We start from the raw sequence: 14,261 nt of genomic DNA on the forward strand, positions 1-14,261 counted from the left end.
ACGCAGCGTAAAACGGCGCACCGACACGCGCAGCTGGCCTTGTGAAGCCACCTCGGCCCGGCGAGAGAGTAGGTCTACCCCTGAAATATTTCACGGCTATAACTACACCCCCATCCTTCTGAACTGCGGAAACGTCTGCGACAGACCGGACATCCAGGTATCGGGCTCCGCGGTGTGGATCGGTGTCAGCGATGACTCCACGGGTCTAGGCATCGGACGGCTTTAGTCGTCAGAGAAGTCACCATTAGTCCGAGCCGGGGGCCCGCAATTAGTCGCGTGGGTTCGCTTTGCGGTCGCGCGGAAGCACACATTCCTGCCGGGCCGCTAACGCCGCCGCCACGTCATCCGCCAGCACGAATGCATCGGCTGGCAGCTGATTCACCGTCTGCTGCACGATGAACGTCCCTGGCTTGCCCTCAGTCGCGACGCAGGGCCTGTCCATCGCCAACCGCACGCCGGTGGGTAGCAGCCAAAGCCGAGGGCGAAAATGCCGGGCCTGCGCATCATCGGCGTCAGAAATCAACTCGTCCATGCGGGCAATTCTCCTCCGTGGCCTTCCTCGGGATGTTGGTGTGTTGCGGTGGGTTCTGGCCTGTTGGTGATGCCGATTGTGGCATGGGGGTATGACAGTCGACAGGTTTCGCGCCCGGCGCCGGCAGGGGCGCGGCCGGTGGCGTTTCGGCTCGTCGGGACAGTGCGAGGACCTCGGTGGATCCAGATGCTCCACTCCTCATCCCAATATTGGAAATCAGGGCACGCACCGTCACAGAGTAAGCCGTGAGTTTCGGTCGTCATGTCGCTCATTTCGTTGACTCGTACTTAATCCGGGCATCGGGCCGATTCATCGCCGCGCCAACCGCTCACACATCGAATCCTCCTGCGCTGCTTATTTTTACTGGGCACTGCTGTCGGAATGTGAGCCGCAGAGCCAGTAGGGCTGAGGCCACGGCTTGCGCCGGCGATGATCGACGTGCGGGAGAACGATTACCGTTCCCGGCTGACCACACACAACGCACGGATGGTCGGGGTCACCCGGCTGAAATCGGCTGCGCGCGTCGATAACCCGGCAATCTTCGGTCCCACTGCCCGCAGCAGGCCGCGTAGCCCGATTCCGCCGCCGAAGGTGGTCGACCATTGATCGGCGTCTTTGTCGTATGTGCCGTGCTGTTCAGGATCGTCGAGCACCCAGTCGAGGGTTTCGTCGATCTGCGTTCGCACCTCAGGCGCCAACGAGCGGTACTGGCTCAGCGGAACGTCGCTCCACACGAGCTCGTAGCGCGCCATCAGAGCCTGGTCCAGTTCCCTTCGTGGTCTCTGGTCGATAGCCCGATGTAGTCGCCGGCGCGGAATCGAGCCACGGCGCCACGTTCGTGGCCTGTTGGTGGGTGCAGTCGCGTATAGGCGATCGGCCACCATTTGTCGATCACCGCTTGTACTCGGCTGAGATCGAAATTGTCATCGGCTTCGGCAAGGGCGATGCGGAACTCTGCCTCGAATTCCGCACACTGCTCGGGAGCCGTACGGGCCAGCACAGCGTGGATGGAGGGGCCCGTGCGTTCTACTCCGATCGATGTCGACGACATAGTTTCGAGTGTCGCACGATGACGCTCTGTGGTCGTGCCGCCGGGCCGCTTTCCCACCCGCGGAAGGCGTTCACCGCTATGCCAAGGCGGCGACGAGGATCTACTGGATCTACTGACGTTTCCGTGGGTGGCTTTCGAGGCCCGGACAGGCTTGTTCTCTGGGCCGCGCCAGTGGCCAGGGCAGGTCTGTGACCTGCCCTTTCGCCTGCCGGGAGGGCGCATAGAGGCTCGCGGGTCAAGGGTGGCCAAAGGCCATCGCGAAGCGACGCGCAGCGCCCTTGACGCGTGAGGGGTGCGTCCGTAGCAGGCGCGGCCCAGATCCGCGTTCACCCAACCGAACCCGTGACCAGCGCTCCGTCGGGCACCCACGGAAACAGCAGAAGAGCCGGCGACGATGCGGTCGGCCAGCACGTCCATCCAGAGATCCCGCGGGGAATCCTGCTCGCCGTCGTCGTCCTGATCTGAGAAGATCTACGTCCTGCGAATTGAACCGGCGCCATCACTGTGACGCCCCGACGACTGTGTGCGTCCGCCTCTCGATCGCAGTTCGGACTGCTGCCACGCTTGCGTCCACATCGAAATCGCTCGTGTCGATGGCGTGGTGTGCGTATGGGGCCAGGTCGGTGAATTGGTCCCAGAGTTCGAGGATTGGGCCTTTGTCGACGAGCGCCCCTGGTGCGGTCCGCTGCTGGGCACGGACAAGGGCGGTTTGCCGATCAGGCCGCAACACAACGTAGTGGAGGGTGACTGCGGGACAGCGACGGTTGCACTTCCGATAGTGGTGCAGCATCCAAGGTCCGACGACCCCGTCAACAATTGTCGTGTAACCACCGGCCGCGAAACCGAAGGCTGCGCTGGCTGCGACCGCGACCGCGGTCTGATTCTGGGAATCAGCCTCTGGGAGGTACGGCGCGATTGCTCCTGAGACGATGGCTCGCCAGAAGTCGTCAGTGTGCAGGTGTACTGCGAGTGGATACTGCTTGGCGAGTGGGCGCGCGATGGTGGTCTTCCCAGCCCCGGGTGGTCCCGAGAGAATGATGACGTCGGTCACTGCGGACTGCCATTCCTGCGCTGATGCAGCTCGTAGAAGCGGGGCTCAGCGCCGAGCTGTTCTGATTCTTCCTGTTGGGTAGGACATTTCGTGTTCACGAGTGGGGAAAGATGGCTTCGATGCGCGGGCCGTCTGTGGACCAGAAGATCTTGTAGGGCGGATGGCCAACGACTGGGAGCCGCATCCTGATGCCGGCGTCTGTGGTGATCGCGGTCGAGAGAGATTGCGCGTAGCCGGGAAGTCGGAAGATGAGTTCGATGGCGTCGAGAACACTGTTGTACAGATCGATGTCTGGGCTATTTTCCAAGCCATCAAGCTGTTGATCTGCGACTTCAGAATAGTCACGTTCGACACTCACGCCTTGCGGGCCCGATTCTTGCGAACGGTCGGCGAGGCGGCGGCTCGGGCCAAGAGGTCGCGGAGGGTCGGGTCGGTGTCGTACTCTCGCTGCGCATCTGTCACGAGTTGCGCGGGTTGCAAAAGTACGCTGCCATCAGGGTTCTCTCTCATCAGAAATCGCTGATTAGGCCGCCCAGGAAGGACGGCGCGGCTGCGGTTGTCGGTTTCCACGAACGCATGTTCTGTCACTCGTTCATCATTGCCCATCTTCCCACAATGGGCAAGCTGTTGACGGCAACGCCAACGCCTGGGTTTGATCAGACATCTCACGCGATAAAGACTCGCCGTATAATCGGCTGACATTGGACCTGGGGACTCAAACTGCGCCGACAGCTCCGCACTGGTCAGAGGACCTCATGAATCACACGCTCCTTGGCGCTAAAGTCGCGCGTCATCTCGCAGCCCGGTTGACTGGTTTTGGCACCGACCTATCCGGGGAAAGGCTCCAGGAATTAGCGGCGGGCAAATCGGCCACCGACGACGAATCCGACGCGATCACCCATCTCATGCTGACCTTGCTCACCGATTACCTCAACCACGGCGGAAAGAACTACGCCCTGATCAACGAAATAACCACCGACGTGCACTCGCGAGACGACGCGGTTGCAGCGATGTTGCAACTCTGTCGCCGACTCGTCGGACGTGTCGAATGACCAACAGGATCGGTAGCGCGAAGTCGTCTACCTAGAATCTAGTATCTAGATTCTGGTTAGTTCACAGTACCTACGTGGCGTCGCACCCCAGGGAGCAGAATGGTGAGATGAGCGCACCGCTGCCAGACAGGCTAAATAGGCTCTTCGACGTTATGCACCGTGCATCCGAGCCCGTGATTTCTAATGCAGCTGCGGCTGAAGGGATCTCGCACCGCAGTGGTGTTTCAATCAGCCATGATGATCTACGCCAGCTAAGAGCCGGCACGAAGCGCGACGCGACGCCGGAGCAGTTAAGCGCGATCGCGGAGTTCTTCGGTGTCCCAGCGTGCTACCTGACTGATCCAAATGGTGACCCAGTGATCGAGGCGCAACTGAATCTGCTTCACGCGATGCGCGACAACGGCGTGCGCGACCTTCATTCCTGCGGGGCTGCGCGATCGGCATCAGAACCACTTCCGCCGCAAGCGATTAACAGTGTGGCGGAAATGATTACTCGGGTCTTTAGCTGAGCGTATACCCGGTCGAGAACACCGGCTGGCGTCGATTGACCGACCATCGGCGCTCGCTATCGTTGCTCGGCAGTAGGTCTTCGGCGAATGCCGTGGGGTTGTGACGGTGGTGCTCCGCCTGAGCACCACTGATGAGGACATGCTGCGTGCAAATAGCTGCCCGCACTGTGGGGTTGCGGGTGCCGACGCTGGACCACGACGACGACCAAGAACGCCCACGTGCCTACTGTCGTGCCCTTGACTGCCGCCGATCCTCTCGTCGGGTTCGTTCTTGTCGACGACATCGCGCAGCTCTACCACGATGAACTCGGCGCGCTCTCTTCGCCGACAATGCAGGAAATCAGTAAAGCTCTGCGGATAGCACTCCCCTGAGCACACGGCCGGACGCCCGATTGAATTCCCGAGCCACTCGTGGTCGCTCTCGATGCAACTCACACGGCGGTAGCGGTGGCGGCCTGAGGCGGCAACACCGGAAGTACGGCCATCAGGGCCGGCGCAGCAACCGGCTTCACCCCACGCCAGGCACGCCAAGCCGGACTCACCACCACACCGTCGCGCACCCCACCGACAGCAGCACCGACCCACGCCGACCAACAAACCAGCCAAACAGCTCACACACGACCAACCGCCAGACGAATGAGTTTGCCACCCGGCCGCGTGTTCAGGCGACTACTTTCCTCGCAACCAATAGTCAGGCAATGGGTGCAGCGGAAGCCTTGAGACAATATTCGTGATCGGGTCGCCGAAGGCGCCACGGTACGGATCGTCGACTCGTGGCGGCACCTTGCCCCAGTACGGCGCGTCGTAGTCGAGCAACGCGAGCCTGTAGTCTCGGGCGCGGCGCCTGTCTGTCCATTGGTCGGTTCGGTCGAATAGCCAGTCTTTCCATGTGCTGCAACCGGATTGGCTGTCGAGAGCAGCGTGGTAGGACACGCCGATGAGGTCGCGCTCGAGGTTGAGGTCATCGGATGGCTCGCGCGCTGGCAGGGTTCGTGTCCAGCGATCGTGCACTTCAAGCGACATCGTGTACCAGGCGTCGAGCGCGGCGCGCCAATCCCCGCATGCGGCGTATGGTTCCCAGGCCGCGGTCACGCTAGCGGCTAAGTCCAACTCAGCGCAGGCTGCCAGCGCATCGACTCGTGATGCCTGCGCGTCGCGAATAGCATTGTCGCGCACAGCCTTCGGCATTGCGAGCAGACACGAGGTTAAAGCGGTCGGCGCCCAGAGCGTGTCCGGCACCGGCGGCGATGATGGAGGTCGTTGCGCGCGTCGTTGTGCAAATGCCCGCCGTCCGCCGACCGGCAGCCCACCGGGCATGCTTATGGGCAGCTGACGCGGAGGGTTGGTGCGGATCACCTCGCGCCGGTCCTCGCGCCACGTGGGTGAAAGCTTGCCGGTCCGCGCGGCTGCAAGCGTTGCCCGAAGAGCAGCAATGTATTGGCAATAGTGGTGGTGCTCGGCGGTGTCCTTTAGCAACGGCACAAAGAGGGGCAGCCTCGAACTTTCCACCACTTGATTCACTCAGCCTTGCGTGGTCGTGGTCGCGGTGGCGGCCTGGGGCGGCAACACCGGGAGTACGGCCATCAGCGCGGCGTATTGCATGTCGGCGAACACCGACCGCGACGGTGGTCCGAGCGCGAAATACAGTGCCTCCCAGCCGCGTAATGCCATCTCGGTCATGGTGTGCGCCCGCCAGTGCGGCGAATTGTAATCCGGCGGCCCGAACGACCGGGACGCCAGATCCCGCATCTTCGCGAGCACCACATTTACTATTTCGGCGGCGCCAGGGCGACCAATCTGTTCAACCACCATCGTCCGCAACTCGGCGTCAGCTGCAGCACCGGGGAGCTCCGTCAACTGCGAGTTATGGTGTCCCACAACCCATTGCGCCAGCGAGCGAATCTCCCCGGGCACCTCGCTATCGGGTAGCGAGGTTACCCACCGCCAGTGCTCCGGAGCGGCCACCTCCAAACGGTGCCGCCGCCCCTCCGCGTGCGAATGCAACGGATTCGGCACTATTTCCCACACCGTCTCAAGAGCCGCGAGCACAACACCGCGCCCGAACCACCCCGGCAAACCCGCATGATAATCGCGGGCCACGACGATCCTGGGCTGCTCACCGATCGCCTTCGCGTACTGGGATAGCACCAAAGCTGAGGGCTCCATCCCGCGCCACCTCACCCGGATATCGGCGGGCACACGCTCATCCAAATGAGCCACCGTCACATCAGGCGGAAGATAGACACCGGAGGGTATCCACGAGAAGCCGTGCCGTTCAGCGATAACGAACTGCGTCGACATCCCGGATCCGTACACCGCGCACGACCAACCGCCCGGCATCAATTTGGTACCCGGCCGCTTCGGATCGTTTAGGGCGGCGACCCGCGACATGGCCTCCATGAACTCCGGCGTCGACCGCAAACCTTCACCAGATGCTTGCGAGCCCAACTGCAACGTCCTCAACGCGGCACTCTTCGCACCGAAATTCATCAGTCCCGGCGGCGGACCAGAAACCGGCCCCCCACCACCCCCAGCCACCGGGGCGGCCGCGGCCGGCGCAGACGGTGCCGCCGGCGCGACCGGCGGCGCCGCATTCGGAACACCAGCCACCGGCGGCGGCGCCAACGGCGCAACACCACCCACTCCCCCACCAGCCGGGGCGGACGATTGAACTGGCGACGACACCACCTGCTGCGGCGAAGCCGAAGACACCGCCGGCTCCGCCGGCATCGACGGCGCCAACGGAGCAGACCGCATCGTCGACCCCGGCGGCGGACTAAACGGCTGCGCCGCAGAGGCCGCCGAAGCACCCGTCAACGGCGCCGACTGTGAAAACCCCTGCGCCGCACCAGAAACAAACTGCGACGCCGGCGAAGCCGAAGCACCACCACCAGAACCAAGACCAGACGCCATGCCACCGCTATTACCGAGACCGCCCGACAAACCACCGGCATTACCCAGACCACTCGTCAAACCACTACCGCCACCAAGACCATTCGACAAACCACCGGCAGACGGCATCCCGCTACCCATGCTCGACATCGCAGACGACAAACCTGACGAGGCACCACCGGGTGAACCCGCCAATGGTGATCCGGGCACCCCCGAAGCCGCCTTGCCGCCTTGCGTTGCGGCGACCCCGTCTCCACCTTGCGAAGAGGTAGCGCTACCCGGCTTAGCACCCTGCGTCGGCGGCATGGAAGCTTTAGGCTTCGTCCCCTGACCGCCACCACCGTTTTCTGTCGTAGATGCCGACTTCTCGCCCTGGCCATTGCCAAGCGCTGAGGTGGTGCCGCCCCCTTTCCCGCCGTTATCGGTCGAACCGCCGGAAACGGGGGACATCTTGCCGTACCGGTATCCCTGGCCTGATGAGGGCTGATGGACTAGCGGTTGGATGCCTGGGGCTGCCGGCATCGTCGGCACGTGGATACCGCCATAGAGCGCCTTGATGTCCTGTTTGGCTTCGTCGGTGATCTTCTTGATCTGGTCCCGCAGTAGCTGAATACGGTGGGCTTTCTCTTCCGCATTGAATGTCGGCATCATCTGCAACGATTCAATCTCAAGCTCACAAGCAGCGAGCGCAGCCTCGGCGACCATCGTTGTGCTTGCGATCAACATTTTTGCGGTACCGAGAGCCCCGGCAGCAGTACCGAAATCGCTACCACATTTCGCGAACCAGGAAGACAGGTCTGAGGCCATGCCGCCGACCGTGAACGCCGCAGTCACTTGCTGTTCAAAGCCTTCCGGCAACAAGCTCCAGTAAGCCTTCCCGTCGGCGTACGTCTTCTGCTCGGCGTGGGCCGCTGCAGCGCCAGACTTCACAAACGCCGCCGCCACCGACGCCACGCCCAACTCACTAATCTCTGGCCAATGATCCCCGATCAGGTCGTGAGGACTCGGCGGCTTGGGAATAGGACCAGCCACGACAGCTACCGCCCAGCCATCACATAGCAGAGCGGGGCATCCACCGCATTACGAAATCCCAACGTCGCCCGAAGGTGAGCGGCGCCGAATTCGCCGGTGCCGCTCACCTTTACCGTGTTGCAGTACATTCCGCTTTCACCGCACCGCTAAACGAGATCACCGCGTCCCAGAATTTATGGTCGCTCGGCTGGTAGTTAGCCAACCTGCCGGCGTACTCCTCTTCGTAGGCAGCCTGACCAGACATCAAACCCGCCAAATACGGATCACGAGCCTGTCCGGCCAACTTTCGCATGTCAGCGGCTTCCTCGTGCATCACGGGGATCATTGACAAAGTCAGTGAACGTTGTTCAGGTGACCATTGATCCGCAGAAAGACTCGGATCGGTCTTTGTCCAAGCTGCCTGCTTCCCGTTGTACGCGTCAACGATCCGTGCCCAATCTCCGCACGCGGGATCCGGCGTCGTCGGCACGGTGGCCGAGATCGTCGGGGCTGCGGCGGTGACGGTCACTGGGGCGGCGGGTGAGGCTGCGGTCTGGTTGTGGGTGCCCGCGCTAATGAGCCCGCCGGCGATTCCGCCGACGATGAGTGCGACGGCGGCTGCTCCGCCGATCATGGCCGGGACGCGGCCGCGGCGGGTCTTCCCGGACTCGGCGGCGAGCTGGAAGGTGGCTCCGGGATTGTTTTGAAGGTCGCGCACGGCGGCGTGGATCGCGGAGGCGGGCGCGTTGAGGTCGGCGAGTTTCTTGATGTACTTGGCCAGCGGGACGATGGCGGCGGCGTACATCGGCGCCGGGCCGGACTGGTCGGCCGGCATGAAGCGGACGACGAGGTCCTCGCGGAGCCCGGATTCGTGCGCGAGCTCAGCGGCGCTGATCCAGCGGCCTGCCGCCGGCGGTGCGTAAGAGGTGGTCATGTATAAATCCCGCTGTGTTGAACGTTGGCTGCGCCTTGGTGGTCGGCGTCGGTGATGCGCTGGGCGTCCTGGGCGAGCCCTAGGCGCAGCTGGTCGACGCTCTTGTTGTAGGTCGTTGTCTCGGTTTTTCCGGTCTCGACTGCGGTCTTCAACGCTTTCGAGATGGCGGCGCTTTTGGTGTCGCCCCCGGTGGGGACCGTCGGCGACGTGGAAGGCAGGTGCATACCGACGGCGTGCGCCATCTGCGTGCCGGCTGTGGTGTCGCCACGAATATTCATCGCCTGTCCTCCCTTTTTGTGCTGGTGAATAGTCTAAGCGTTGGGCGTTAATTCCGACAGGGAACAGAACTCGCAGGTTAGAGGCCTATCGGGGTTGCTACTCAGGGCGGGCGTGGGTCCAATAACCCGGTAGGAACTCCCAATTCGCCTGTTCGGCAGCCTCGACGGGGTCAGTCAACGCTTCGAGCATTCCTTGTTTAAGCGCGCGCCGGTAACTCGCTCCGGTCGTGTCCCAGGCCGCGACGCGGTCGCGGTACCAGCCCAGCCAGTCGACCTCGTCGCCGCCAGCTGCCAAGCCAGCGCGGTACTGCGCGCCAATCTGATCGCGCTGCATCTGACACACGAAGCCGTCGACCGATGTAGTCGTGGCCCACTTCGAATAAGCGGCAGCGCCGGTCGCCATCAGGTCGCCCAGGTGACGTTCCATGGCGCTCTCGCTCACGTTGAGCGCGTTGAGCGCCGCGTCGCGCCAGGCGCTCAGTGCACGGCGCCAGTCGCCGTTGGCCCCGTACGGTTCCCACGGCGCGGCGGGGCTGGTGGCCACTTCGTGTAAGGCGACTATGTCGACGTCGTCGGTCACCGCCGGTTCATTCAGCATCGGCGCTTCGATCGTCGCGGGGACGGTCAATGTGTCACGCCAATCAGAGCTGAGATCCCCACTGCGGGCGGCCGAGAGAACGTGTAGCCACAGCCGCCCCCGGCGCACTGCGTGCCGCACCCGTGCGGGTGGGCGAGGCCGCCCGCTTCACGATCGATGGCATGCCGACGCCAATGCGTCTGGGGCGCAGCGGGCCGGCCATCCGCGCGTTCCTGAACCGCTGGCGCCGGCAGACGTGGTCGGTCGCGCGTGTGGCGGCCGACGACGACACCGTGCATGCACACACGAACTGACTGCCTGGAATCTAGATACTAGATTCTAGGTAGAGACGACTTCGCGCTACCGATCCTGTTGGTCATTCGACACGTCCGAGGAGTCGGCCACAGGGTTGCAACATCGCCGCAACCGCGCGGAGATGCAATACGCCGCACTGGTGGCCGTACTGCCGGTGTTGCCACCTCCGGCCGCCATCGCCCCTGCCGTGTGACGTCTTTGAGCCTGGCAATCATGCGATGCCGAGAATCATGGCTAGAGCGCGCTCGACTTCGCGCATTGTGTCTGGCCTTAACGTGCCTAGCGGCCGGATCAGTCGACTTTTGGTGATACCGCGCACTGCTCGACATACAGCGACACTGTCGACTTCGGCTCCTTCCGTCGTGGTGATTCGGGGCCGCAATGGCGAGAGGGTGCGTGAATGTGAGACTGGGATAACCACAACAAGTTCCGATTCAAGGCCGGTGAGGATGTCGTCGACGGAGACCACTGCGGCCGGCCGGTGCTTTGCCGGTTCGCCGGGGCGTCCTGCGCCGAGTGCCACGAGCCAGAGTTCTCCGCGCCGGGGTTCAGTCAATGCCATCACCTGCGGTGGCGTCCCAGTCGCGGTCCTCGTCTTGGACTTCGAGGGTTTCCGCGTCGGTTAGGGTGGCTGTGCGCTCGGCTTCGAATGCGTTCTGCCGTTCGGCCTGGTCGGATAGTTCTTCGAGGAAAGCCGCGATTGAGAGGCCGCGCTGGCGAGCCTGCGCGGCGAGCTTGTCGCGGGTGGGGACGGGCACGCGGATCGTCGTTGTAGAAGTAGCCATGTGCTACATACTAATCAGTCTACGTTTGTAGCGCTTGATCGGCGTGGATACCCCAGGCCGCCCAAGCGGCCCCACGGCAAACACGTCCGTCGTCGCCGGAAGACTTGGTTGAGTTCGAGGCAGAATTCCGGTGCGCGTTGGCCGAGGCCGATGATGATTTCGACCTGGCTCGGGTCGTCGCTGTCCTCACTAAGTGGTGGGGGCGAGCGCATCTGCGGATGCAACCGCCGACCGCGGATGAGCGTGCTGCGGTCGCGCGTGTGGCGGCCGGCGACGACACCGGTCTGCACACGCGAGCTTCCGCAGGGCACTGGGTTGAGTTGTGAATGGCGCGCTACACAGCGGTGTGGCTTGAGATCGCCCGTCGGCAATACGAGTCTTTTGATCCGACTGTGCACGACATCGCCATGAAGTAGGCCAGTCGGGAGCGGGCCACGGTCGCCGCAGCGGTGAAGCGGTTGTCACCTCGCCCTGGCCGAACCTGGAAGTACCGCCAGTATCCGGACAGGCGGTAGTAATTGTTGTCCACCAAAAGGCGGACCGCCGAGTGATACTCGCGGTATTGGCAGCCCGCGTTCAACCAGCAGCTCGATCTGTTCAGGGATTGAGCGCGGTCGCTTTGCCATTCGGGGGATATTAGCCCTGTGCACTAAAAAGGCCCCGCCTGGTTGGGGAAGCCGAAGCTCTGTAAACATTCAGCCCCGACGTTGACCTGTGGTTCGACTTGTGTGATTGCGCCCCGCGGCGCCCCCGCCGGAATGGTTGGATTCGGTGGTGGCGGTCGGGCCGCGGTCAGGCCGGGGCTGGGTCGGGTGGCATCCAGGGTTGGCCGATGATGGCCTCGCGCAACGTGCCGAAAGTGTTGCGGCCGTGCTTGGCCGCGGTGGACAGGTAGCCGCGGATGCGGTAGCGGTCTTCGGTGCGTTTCTCGCTGGTGAGCCGCCCGGAGATGTTCTGCTGGATCTTGGCCGGCCGCAGGTCGCGTTCGGCCTGGTTGGAGGTGGGCGGCACACGCAGGTCGAAGGCGAAGCGCAGCGTGTCGGCCTCGCGGTCGCGCAGGGTTTCCAGCAGCAGCCGAGCCTTGCGTTCGCCCGGACGGTCGCCGCCGCTGGTTGTCTCCGAAAGCCCTACCAGCACTCCGTGTTTGAACTCGCCGACAAGGTTGTCACGCACGGCGGGGTCGATGCCGTCGGCACCGGCGGCGCGGGCGAGGTTGGCCTGGTGGATCAGCGAGCGCAGCGCCCGAGCGACCTGGGGCGGCCATTCCGCGTCGGGGTAGACCTCGCCGGCATCGCCCAGATCCCGCCCGAGGTGCTGACAGCACAGCTGATGGGTGTGATCGCCGAGCGCGGCAGAGTCGTAGTTCTGGTAGCGGTCGTGCACGAGCACCGCGCCGTCCAGCTCGGTGATCACGGACCTCTTGAACGTGTCCAGATCCCGGTCGCCGACCAGATAACTGGTGCACCACTCGGTGCAGGCGACCAGCAGATACTTCTCGGCCTTCTTCCGGCCGAGCTTGGGGGTCCTGGGTCCGACCCGCAGCGGGGTCTCGTCGCAGCACACCGCGTACGCCAGGGTGATCAGGGCGCGGATCCGTTTGTCCACCTCGGCCAGCAACGCGGAGGCGCGCGCGAGCATGCCGTGCACGAACCCCACCGAGGGGGCGGCGCCGGTCAGCGAGTCCAGCAGCTCCACCACCCGGTGCGCGGGGATGAACTGCACCACCATCAGATACACCGCGAGAGCCTGCAGGTTCGGCCCGTACCCGACCGGCCCGGACCGGGCACCGTCGGGGCGGGTCGCGGTGTGCACCCGGCCGCAGCCGCACATCACCCGATGCTGGTCGTACTGGGTGATCCGCACTTCGATCGCGGGGATCTCGTGCTGCTGGTAGCGGTCCACGATCCCCAGATCCGCCGCCCCGGCCAGCTCCGCGCCGCACCCGCACCGCCCCTGCGGGAACCGGTCCACTCGCTCAGCCGGGCCGTCGGTCCAGGCCAGATGCGTCCCCGGGGCTCCGGGCTGCTTGCCCCTCTTCCGCCCCGACCCGCTCCGACGCTTCGGCTTCACCGGCGCCACGCGGCCTGGGGCATCGTCCTGCGACGGCGGCATCGACGAGTTGCCGCTGTTGCGCGAGAGCAGATGCTCCAGTCTGGCCAGCCTCGCCGCGGATTCCTCGTTGGCCGCGGCCAGTTCGGCGATCCGCGCGTCCTGTTCGGCGATCCGCGCCGCCTGGCCAGCGACGAGCGCGATCAGCTCCTCACGCGACATCTCCTCGGGCGCGGCCACTCCGAGATCACACCAGCCCCACCACCAACATCACCGGCGACACGCCGAGACCACACCAGCCACACCAGCACCGACAGTCACCACTGTCGCAGCGGCGCGTTCACACCCCTGACGTCGACGCGGCTGCCAATCAGCCAGCGCATCGACCACTGCACGAGCTTCCCTGATAGCCACAAACACCGACCATAGCTACGACCCGTAACGGCCTCGGCGCCACCACCCAGGCGCAGATGCCGCGACCTCACCGCCTCCGCGAAACGGCTGAATGTTTACGAAGCTCTAGCCCTGGCGGGGACTGTTGGCCTGACAATACCACAGTGAGACAGTTAAAAAGCGGTCTACGTTGGGATCGGCATCACACCGACGAACACCACATAGTCGCCCGCCGAGACGCGACTCCACAAAACGGCGAGATCGTCGACAGACTTGGACCGCACCGGCACTTTCCACATCCTCATGCCGTTCGATCCGGTGATTTCTTCCCGGCGAGCCTGCGCGCTGTCCGCGTGCTGGTCGATCAGATCGAGCGCGTCGCAGATCGCGTCCCAGGTCTGATCGTCGGCAGATTGCTCCAGCGCGTCGAGCTGCACGGCGGCCTCGGGTGCGTACTCGATGGACACGGCTACTGGCGCCGCTTATAGGTGCGTTTCACCGCTGTGGACGGATCCCCGACGAACTCCTCGATACGCGCGCGGTCGGCGGGCGGGAGCGCGAGGTAACTCGCCTGTGCTGCCGACATGACCACGGCTGGTTCCAGGACCAGTATCCCGCCCGGTTCCTCGTGCAGCAAATAGGCCGAGTCCGGGTGGCCCACCAGCGTGACGCGGCCGCGGCTGTCGGTGCGGATCATCTCACCCATAACCTCACCGTACCCTTTGCGGGTTGAACCCGCAAAGGGTACGGTGAGGCCGTTGTGCTCCCGGTGGCCACACGCGGGTCGGTGAAAATTCGCCGCTGAGATTCGCGATCAGAACCGTCGGTCGGT

General features: G+C 64.0%; 22 protein-coding genes. 6 read left to right on the forward strand and 16 right to left on the reverse strand.

Features of this window, described 5'->3' with window-relative positions:
- Positions 1-268: 268 nt before the first annotated feature.
- From M5I08_RS24965 to M5I08_RS24975, 3 genes are all read right to left on the reverse strand, one after another.
- The gene (locus tag M5I08_RS24965) at positions 269-532 is read right to left on the reverse strand and encodes a hypothetical protein (protein ID WP_219070223.1); all 264 of its coding nucleotides are present in this window, start codon (positions 530-532) and stop codon (positions 269-271) included.
- Positions 533-984: 452 nt separating this feature from the next.
- A complete protein-coding gene (locus M5I08_RS24970) occupies positions 985-1,284 on the reverse strand; it encodes a hypothetical protein (protein WP_219070221.1) in 300 nt (99 codons plus the stop codon).
- On the reverse strand, positions 1,284-1,583 hold the full coding sequence (locus M5I08_RS24975) for a DUF6247 family protein (RefSeq protein ID WP_219070220.1): 300 nt from the start codon (positions 1,581-1,583) through the stop codon (positions 1,284-1,286). The genes M5I08_RS24970 and M5I08_RS24975 overlap by 1 nt, the downstream gene beginning before the upstream one ends.
- Before the next feature lie 285 nt (positions 1,584-1,868).
- On the opposite strand from M5I08_RS24975, the gene M5I08_RS24980 reads away from it, so the two are divergent.
- Positions 1,869-2,048 carry a hypothetical protein gene (locus tag M5I08_RS24980; protein ID WP_219070218.1) on the forward strand — a complete coding sequence of 60 codons (180 nt, stop codon included), beginning with the start codon at positions 1,869-1,871 and terminating at the stop codon, positions 2,046-2,048.
- A 34-nt stretch (positions 2,049-2,082) separates the two neighbouring features.
- On the opposite strand, the gene M5I08_RS24985 is transcribed toward M5I08_RS24980, so the two are convergent.
- The 3 genes from M5I08_RS24985 to M5I08_RS24995 all read right to left on the reverse strand — a co-directional run bounded on the left by M5I08_RS24985 (position 2,083) and on the right by M5I08_RS24995 (position 3,240).
- Positions 2,083-2,634 (reverse strand): AAA family ATPase, encoded by a 552-nt coding sequence (locus tag M5I08_RS24985; RefSeq protein WP_219070216.1) that lies wholly within the window; start codon positions 2,632-2,634, stop codon positions 2,083-2,085.
- A 94-nt stretch (positions 2,635-2,728) separates the two neighbouring features.
- Positions 2,729-2,992: a hypothetical protein gene (locus tag M5I08_RS24990; RefSeq protein WP_219070214.1), complete on the reverse strand. Its 264-nt coding sequence runs from the start codon at positions 2,990-2,992 to the stop codon at positions 2,729-2,731.
- Positions 2,989-3,240 (reverse strand): hypothetical protein, encoded by a 252-nt coding sequence (locus M5I08_RS24995; RefSeq protein ID WP_249763493.1) that lies wholly within the window; start codon positions 3,238-3,240, stop codon positions 2,989-2,991. The genes M5I08_RS24990 and M5I08_RS24995 overlap by 4 nt, the downstream gene beginning before the upstream one ends.
- Positions 3,241-3,389: 149 nt before the next feature.
- On the opposite strand from M5I08_RS24995, the gene M5I08_RS25000 reads away from it, so the two are divergent.
- The 3 genes from M5I08_RS25000 (at position 3,390) to M5I08_RS25010 (ending at position 4,567) form a co-directional block, all read left to right on the forward strand.
- The gene (locus M5I08_RS25000) at positions 3,390-3,686 is read left to right on the forward strand and encodes a hypothetical protein (RefSeq protein WP_219070212.1); all 297 of its coding nucleotides are present in this window, start codon (positions 3,390-3,392) and stop codon (positions 3,684-3,686) included.
- Between the two features lie 107 nt (positions 3,687-3,793).
- The gene (locus M5I08_RS25005) at positions 3,794-4,195 is read left to right on the forward strand and encodes an XRE family transcriptional regulator (protein ID WP_219070210.1); all 402 of its coding nucleotides are present in this window, start codon (positions 3,794-3,796) and stop codon (positions 4,193-4,195) included.
- A gap of 219 nt (positions 4,196-4,414) precedes the next feature.
- A complete protein-coding gene (locus M5I08_RS25010; protein WP_249763494.1) occupies positions 4,415-4,567 on the forward strand; it encodes a hypothetical protein in 153 nt (50 codons plus the stop codon).
- A gap of 297 nt (positions 4,568-4,864) precedes the next feature.
- Here M5I08_RS25010 and M5I08_RS25015 read toward each other — a convergent pair whose 3' ends face one another.
- From M5I08_RS25015 to M5I08_RS25035, 5 genes are all read right to left on the reverse strand, one after another.
- Positions 4,865-5,287, reverse strand: a complete 423-nt coding sequence (locus M5I08_RS25015) for a hypothetical protein (RefSeq protein WP_249763495.1) — start codon at positions 5,285-5,287, stop codon at positions 4,865-4,867.
- A gap of 429 nt (positions 5,288-5,716) precedes the next feature.
- Positions 5,717-6,685 carry an EspK C-terminal domain-containing protein gene (locus tag M5I08_RS25020; protein WP_249763496.1) on the reverse strand — a complete coding sequence of 323 codons (969 nt, stop codon included), beginning with the start codon at positions 6,683-6,685 and terminating at the stop codon, positions 5,717-5,719.
- A 1,543-nt stretch (positions 6,686-8,228) separates the two neighbouring features.
- On the reverse strand, positions 8,229-9,032 hold the full coding sequence (locus tag M5I08_RS25025) for an ESX-1 system-associated protein (RefSeq protein ID WP_219070206.1): 804 nt from the start codon (positions 9,030-9,032) through the stop codon (positions 8,229-8,231).
- Positions 9,029-9,310, reverse strand: a complete 282-nt coding sequence (locus M5I08_RS25030) for a hypothetical protein (RefSeq protein ID WP_219070204.1) — start codon at positions 9,308-9,310, stop codon at positions 9,029-9,031. Before M5I08_RS25030 ends, M5I08_RS25025 begins: the two co-directional genes overlap by 4 nt.
- A 97-nt stretch (positions 9,311-9,407) precedes the next feature.
- Positions 9,408-9,908 (reverse strand): hypothetical protein, encoded by a 501-nt coding sequence (locus tag M5I08_RS25035; protein WP_219070202.1) that lies wholly within the window; start codon positions 9,906-9,908, stop codon positions 9,408-9,410.
- Positions 9,909-10,036: 128 nt separating this feature from the next.
- On the opposite strand from M5I08_RS25035, the gene M5I08_RS25040 reads away from it, so the two are divergent.
- On the forward strand, positions 10,037-10,201 hold the full coding sequence (locus M5I08_RS25040; protein ID WP_219070200.1) for a hypothetical protein: 165 nt from the start codon (positions 10,037-10,039) through the stop codon (positions 10,199-10,201).
- Between the two features lie 212 nt (positions 10,202-10,413).
- Here the strand turns inward: M5I08_RS25040 and M5I08_RS25045 are convergent, their stop codons facing one another.
- Complete coding sequence (locus tag M5I08_RS25045; RefSeq protein WP_304502963.1) at positions 10,414-10,764, reverse strand: type II toxin-antitoxin system PemK/MazF family toxin; 351 nt, start codon at positions 10,762-10,764, stop codon at positions 10,414-10,416.
- Positions 10,751-10,987 (reverse strand): antitoxin, encoded by a 237-nt coding sequence (locus M5I08_RS25050; protein ID WP_219070197.1) that lies wholly within the window; start codon positions 10,985-10,987, stop codon positions 10,751-10,753. The genes M5I08_RS25045 and M5I08_RS25050 overlap by 14 nt, the downstream gene beginning before the upstream one ends.
- 104 nt (positions 10,988-11,091) lie before the next feature.
- Between M5I08_RS25050 and M5I08_RS25055 the strand changes: the two genes are divergently transcribed.
- Positions 11,092-11,313, forward strand: a complete 222-nt coding sequence (locus tag M5I08_RS25055; RefSeq protein WP_255564779.1) for a DUF6247 family protein — start codon at positions 11,092-11,094, stop codon at positions 11,311-11,313.
- 466 nt (positions 11,314-11,779) lie between these two features.
- Here M5I08_RS25055 and tnpC read toward each other — a convergent pair whose 3' ends face one another.
- The 3 genes from tnpC to M5I08_RS25070 form a co-directional block, all read right to left on the reverse strand.
- The gene (tnpC, locus tag M5I08_RS25060; protein ID WP_249762852.1) at positions 11,780-13,276 is read right to left on the reverse strand and encodes an IS66 family transposase; all 1,497 of its coding nucleotides are present in this window, start codon (positions 13,274-13,276) and stop codon (positions 11,780-11,782) included.
- 338 nt (positions 13,277-13,614) lie between these two features.
- A complete protein-coding gene (locus tag M5I08_RS25065) occupies positions 13,615-13,896 on the reverse strand; it encodes a hypothetical protein (RefSeq protein WP_219070882.1) in 282 nt (93 codons plus the stop codon).
- A gap of 2 nt (positions 13,897-13,898) precedes the next feature.
- On the reverse strand, positions 13,899-14,135 hold the full coding sequence (locus M5I08_RS25070; protein WP_219070883.1) for a hypothetical protein: 237 nt from the start codon (positions 14,133-14,135) through the stop codon (positions 13,899-13,901).
- Between the last annotated feature and the right edge of the window lie 126 nt (positions 14,136-14,261).

This window comes from Candidatus Mycobacterium methanotrophicum (assembly GCF_023515995.1).
Classification (GTDB): Bacteria; Actinomycetota; Actinomycetes; order Mycobacteriales; family Mycobacteriaceae; genus Mycobacterium; species Mycobacterium methanotrophicum.

Excerpts from the sequence above, each read along its gene's own strand:
- M5I08_RS24965 (WP_219070223.1), bottom strand. The coding sequence starts at position 532 with ATGGACGAGTTGATTTCTGACGCCGATGATGCGCAGGCCCGGCATTTT.
- M5I08_RS24970 (WP_219070221.1), bottom strand. The coding sequence starts at position 1,284 with ATGGCGCGCTACGAGCTCGTGTGGAGCGACGTTCCGCTGAGCCAGTAC.
- M5I08_RS24975 (WP_219070220.1), bottom strand. The coding sequence starts at position 1,583 with ATGTCGTCGACATCGATCGGAGTAGAACGCACGGGCCCCTCCATCCAC.
- M5I08_RS24995 (WP_249763493.1), bottom strand. The coding sequence starts at position 3,240 with ATGGGCAATGATGAACGAGTGACAGAACATGCGTTCGTGGAAACCGAC.
- M5I08_RS25000 (WP_219070212.1), top strand. The coding sequence starts at position 3,390 with ATGAATCACACGCTCCTTGGCGCTAAAGTCGCGCGTCATCTCGCAGCC.
- M5I08_RS25005 (WP_219070210.1), top strand. The coding sequence starts at position 3,794 with ATGAGCGCACCGCTGCCAGACAGGCTAAATAGGCTCTTCGACGTTATG.
- M5I08_RS25020 (WP_249763496.1), bottom strand. The coding sequence starts at position 6,685 with ATGAATTTCGGTGCGAAGAGTGCCGCGTTGAGGACGTTGCAGTTGGGC.
- M5I08_RS25025 (WP_219070206.1), bottom strand. The coding sequence starts at position 9,032 with ATGACCACCTCTTACGCACCGCCGGCGGCAGGCCGCTGGATCAGCGCC.
- M5I08_RS25030 (WP_219070204.1), bottom strand. The coding sequence starts at position 9,310 with ATGAATATTCGTGGCGACACCACAGCCGGCACGCAGATGGCGCACGCC.
- M5I08_RS25035 (WP_219070202.1), bottom strand. The coding sequence starts at position 9,908 with ATGCTGAATGAACCGGCGGTGACCGACGACGTCGACATAGTCGCCTTA.
- M5I08_RS25045 (WP_304502963.1), bottom strand. The coding sequence starts at position 10,764 with ATGGCATTGACTGAACCCCGGCGCGGAGAACTCTGGCTCGTGGCACTC.
- M5I08_RS25050 (WP_219070197.1), bottom strand. The coding sequence starts at position 10,987 with ATGGCTACTTCTACAACGACGATCCGCGTGCCCGTCCCCACCCGCGAC.
- M5I08_RS25070 (WP_219070883.1), bottom strand. The coding sequence starts at position 14,135 with ATGGGTGAGATGATCCGCACCGACAGCCGCGGCCGCGTCACGCTGGTG.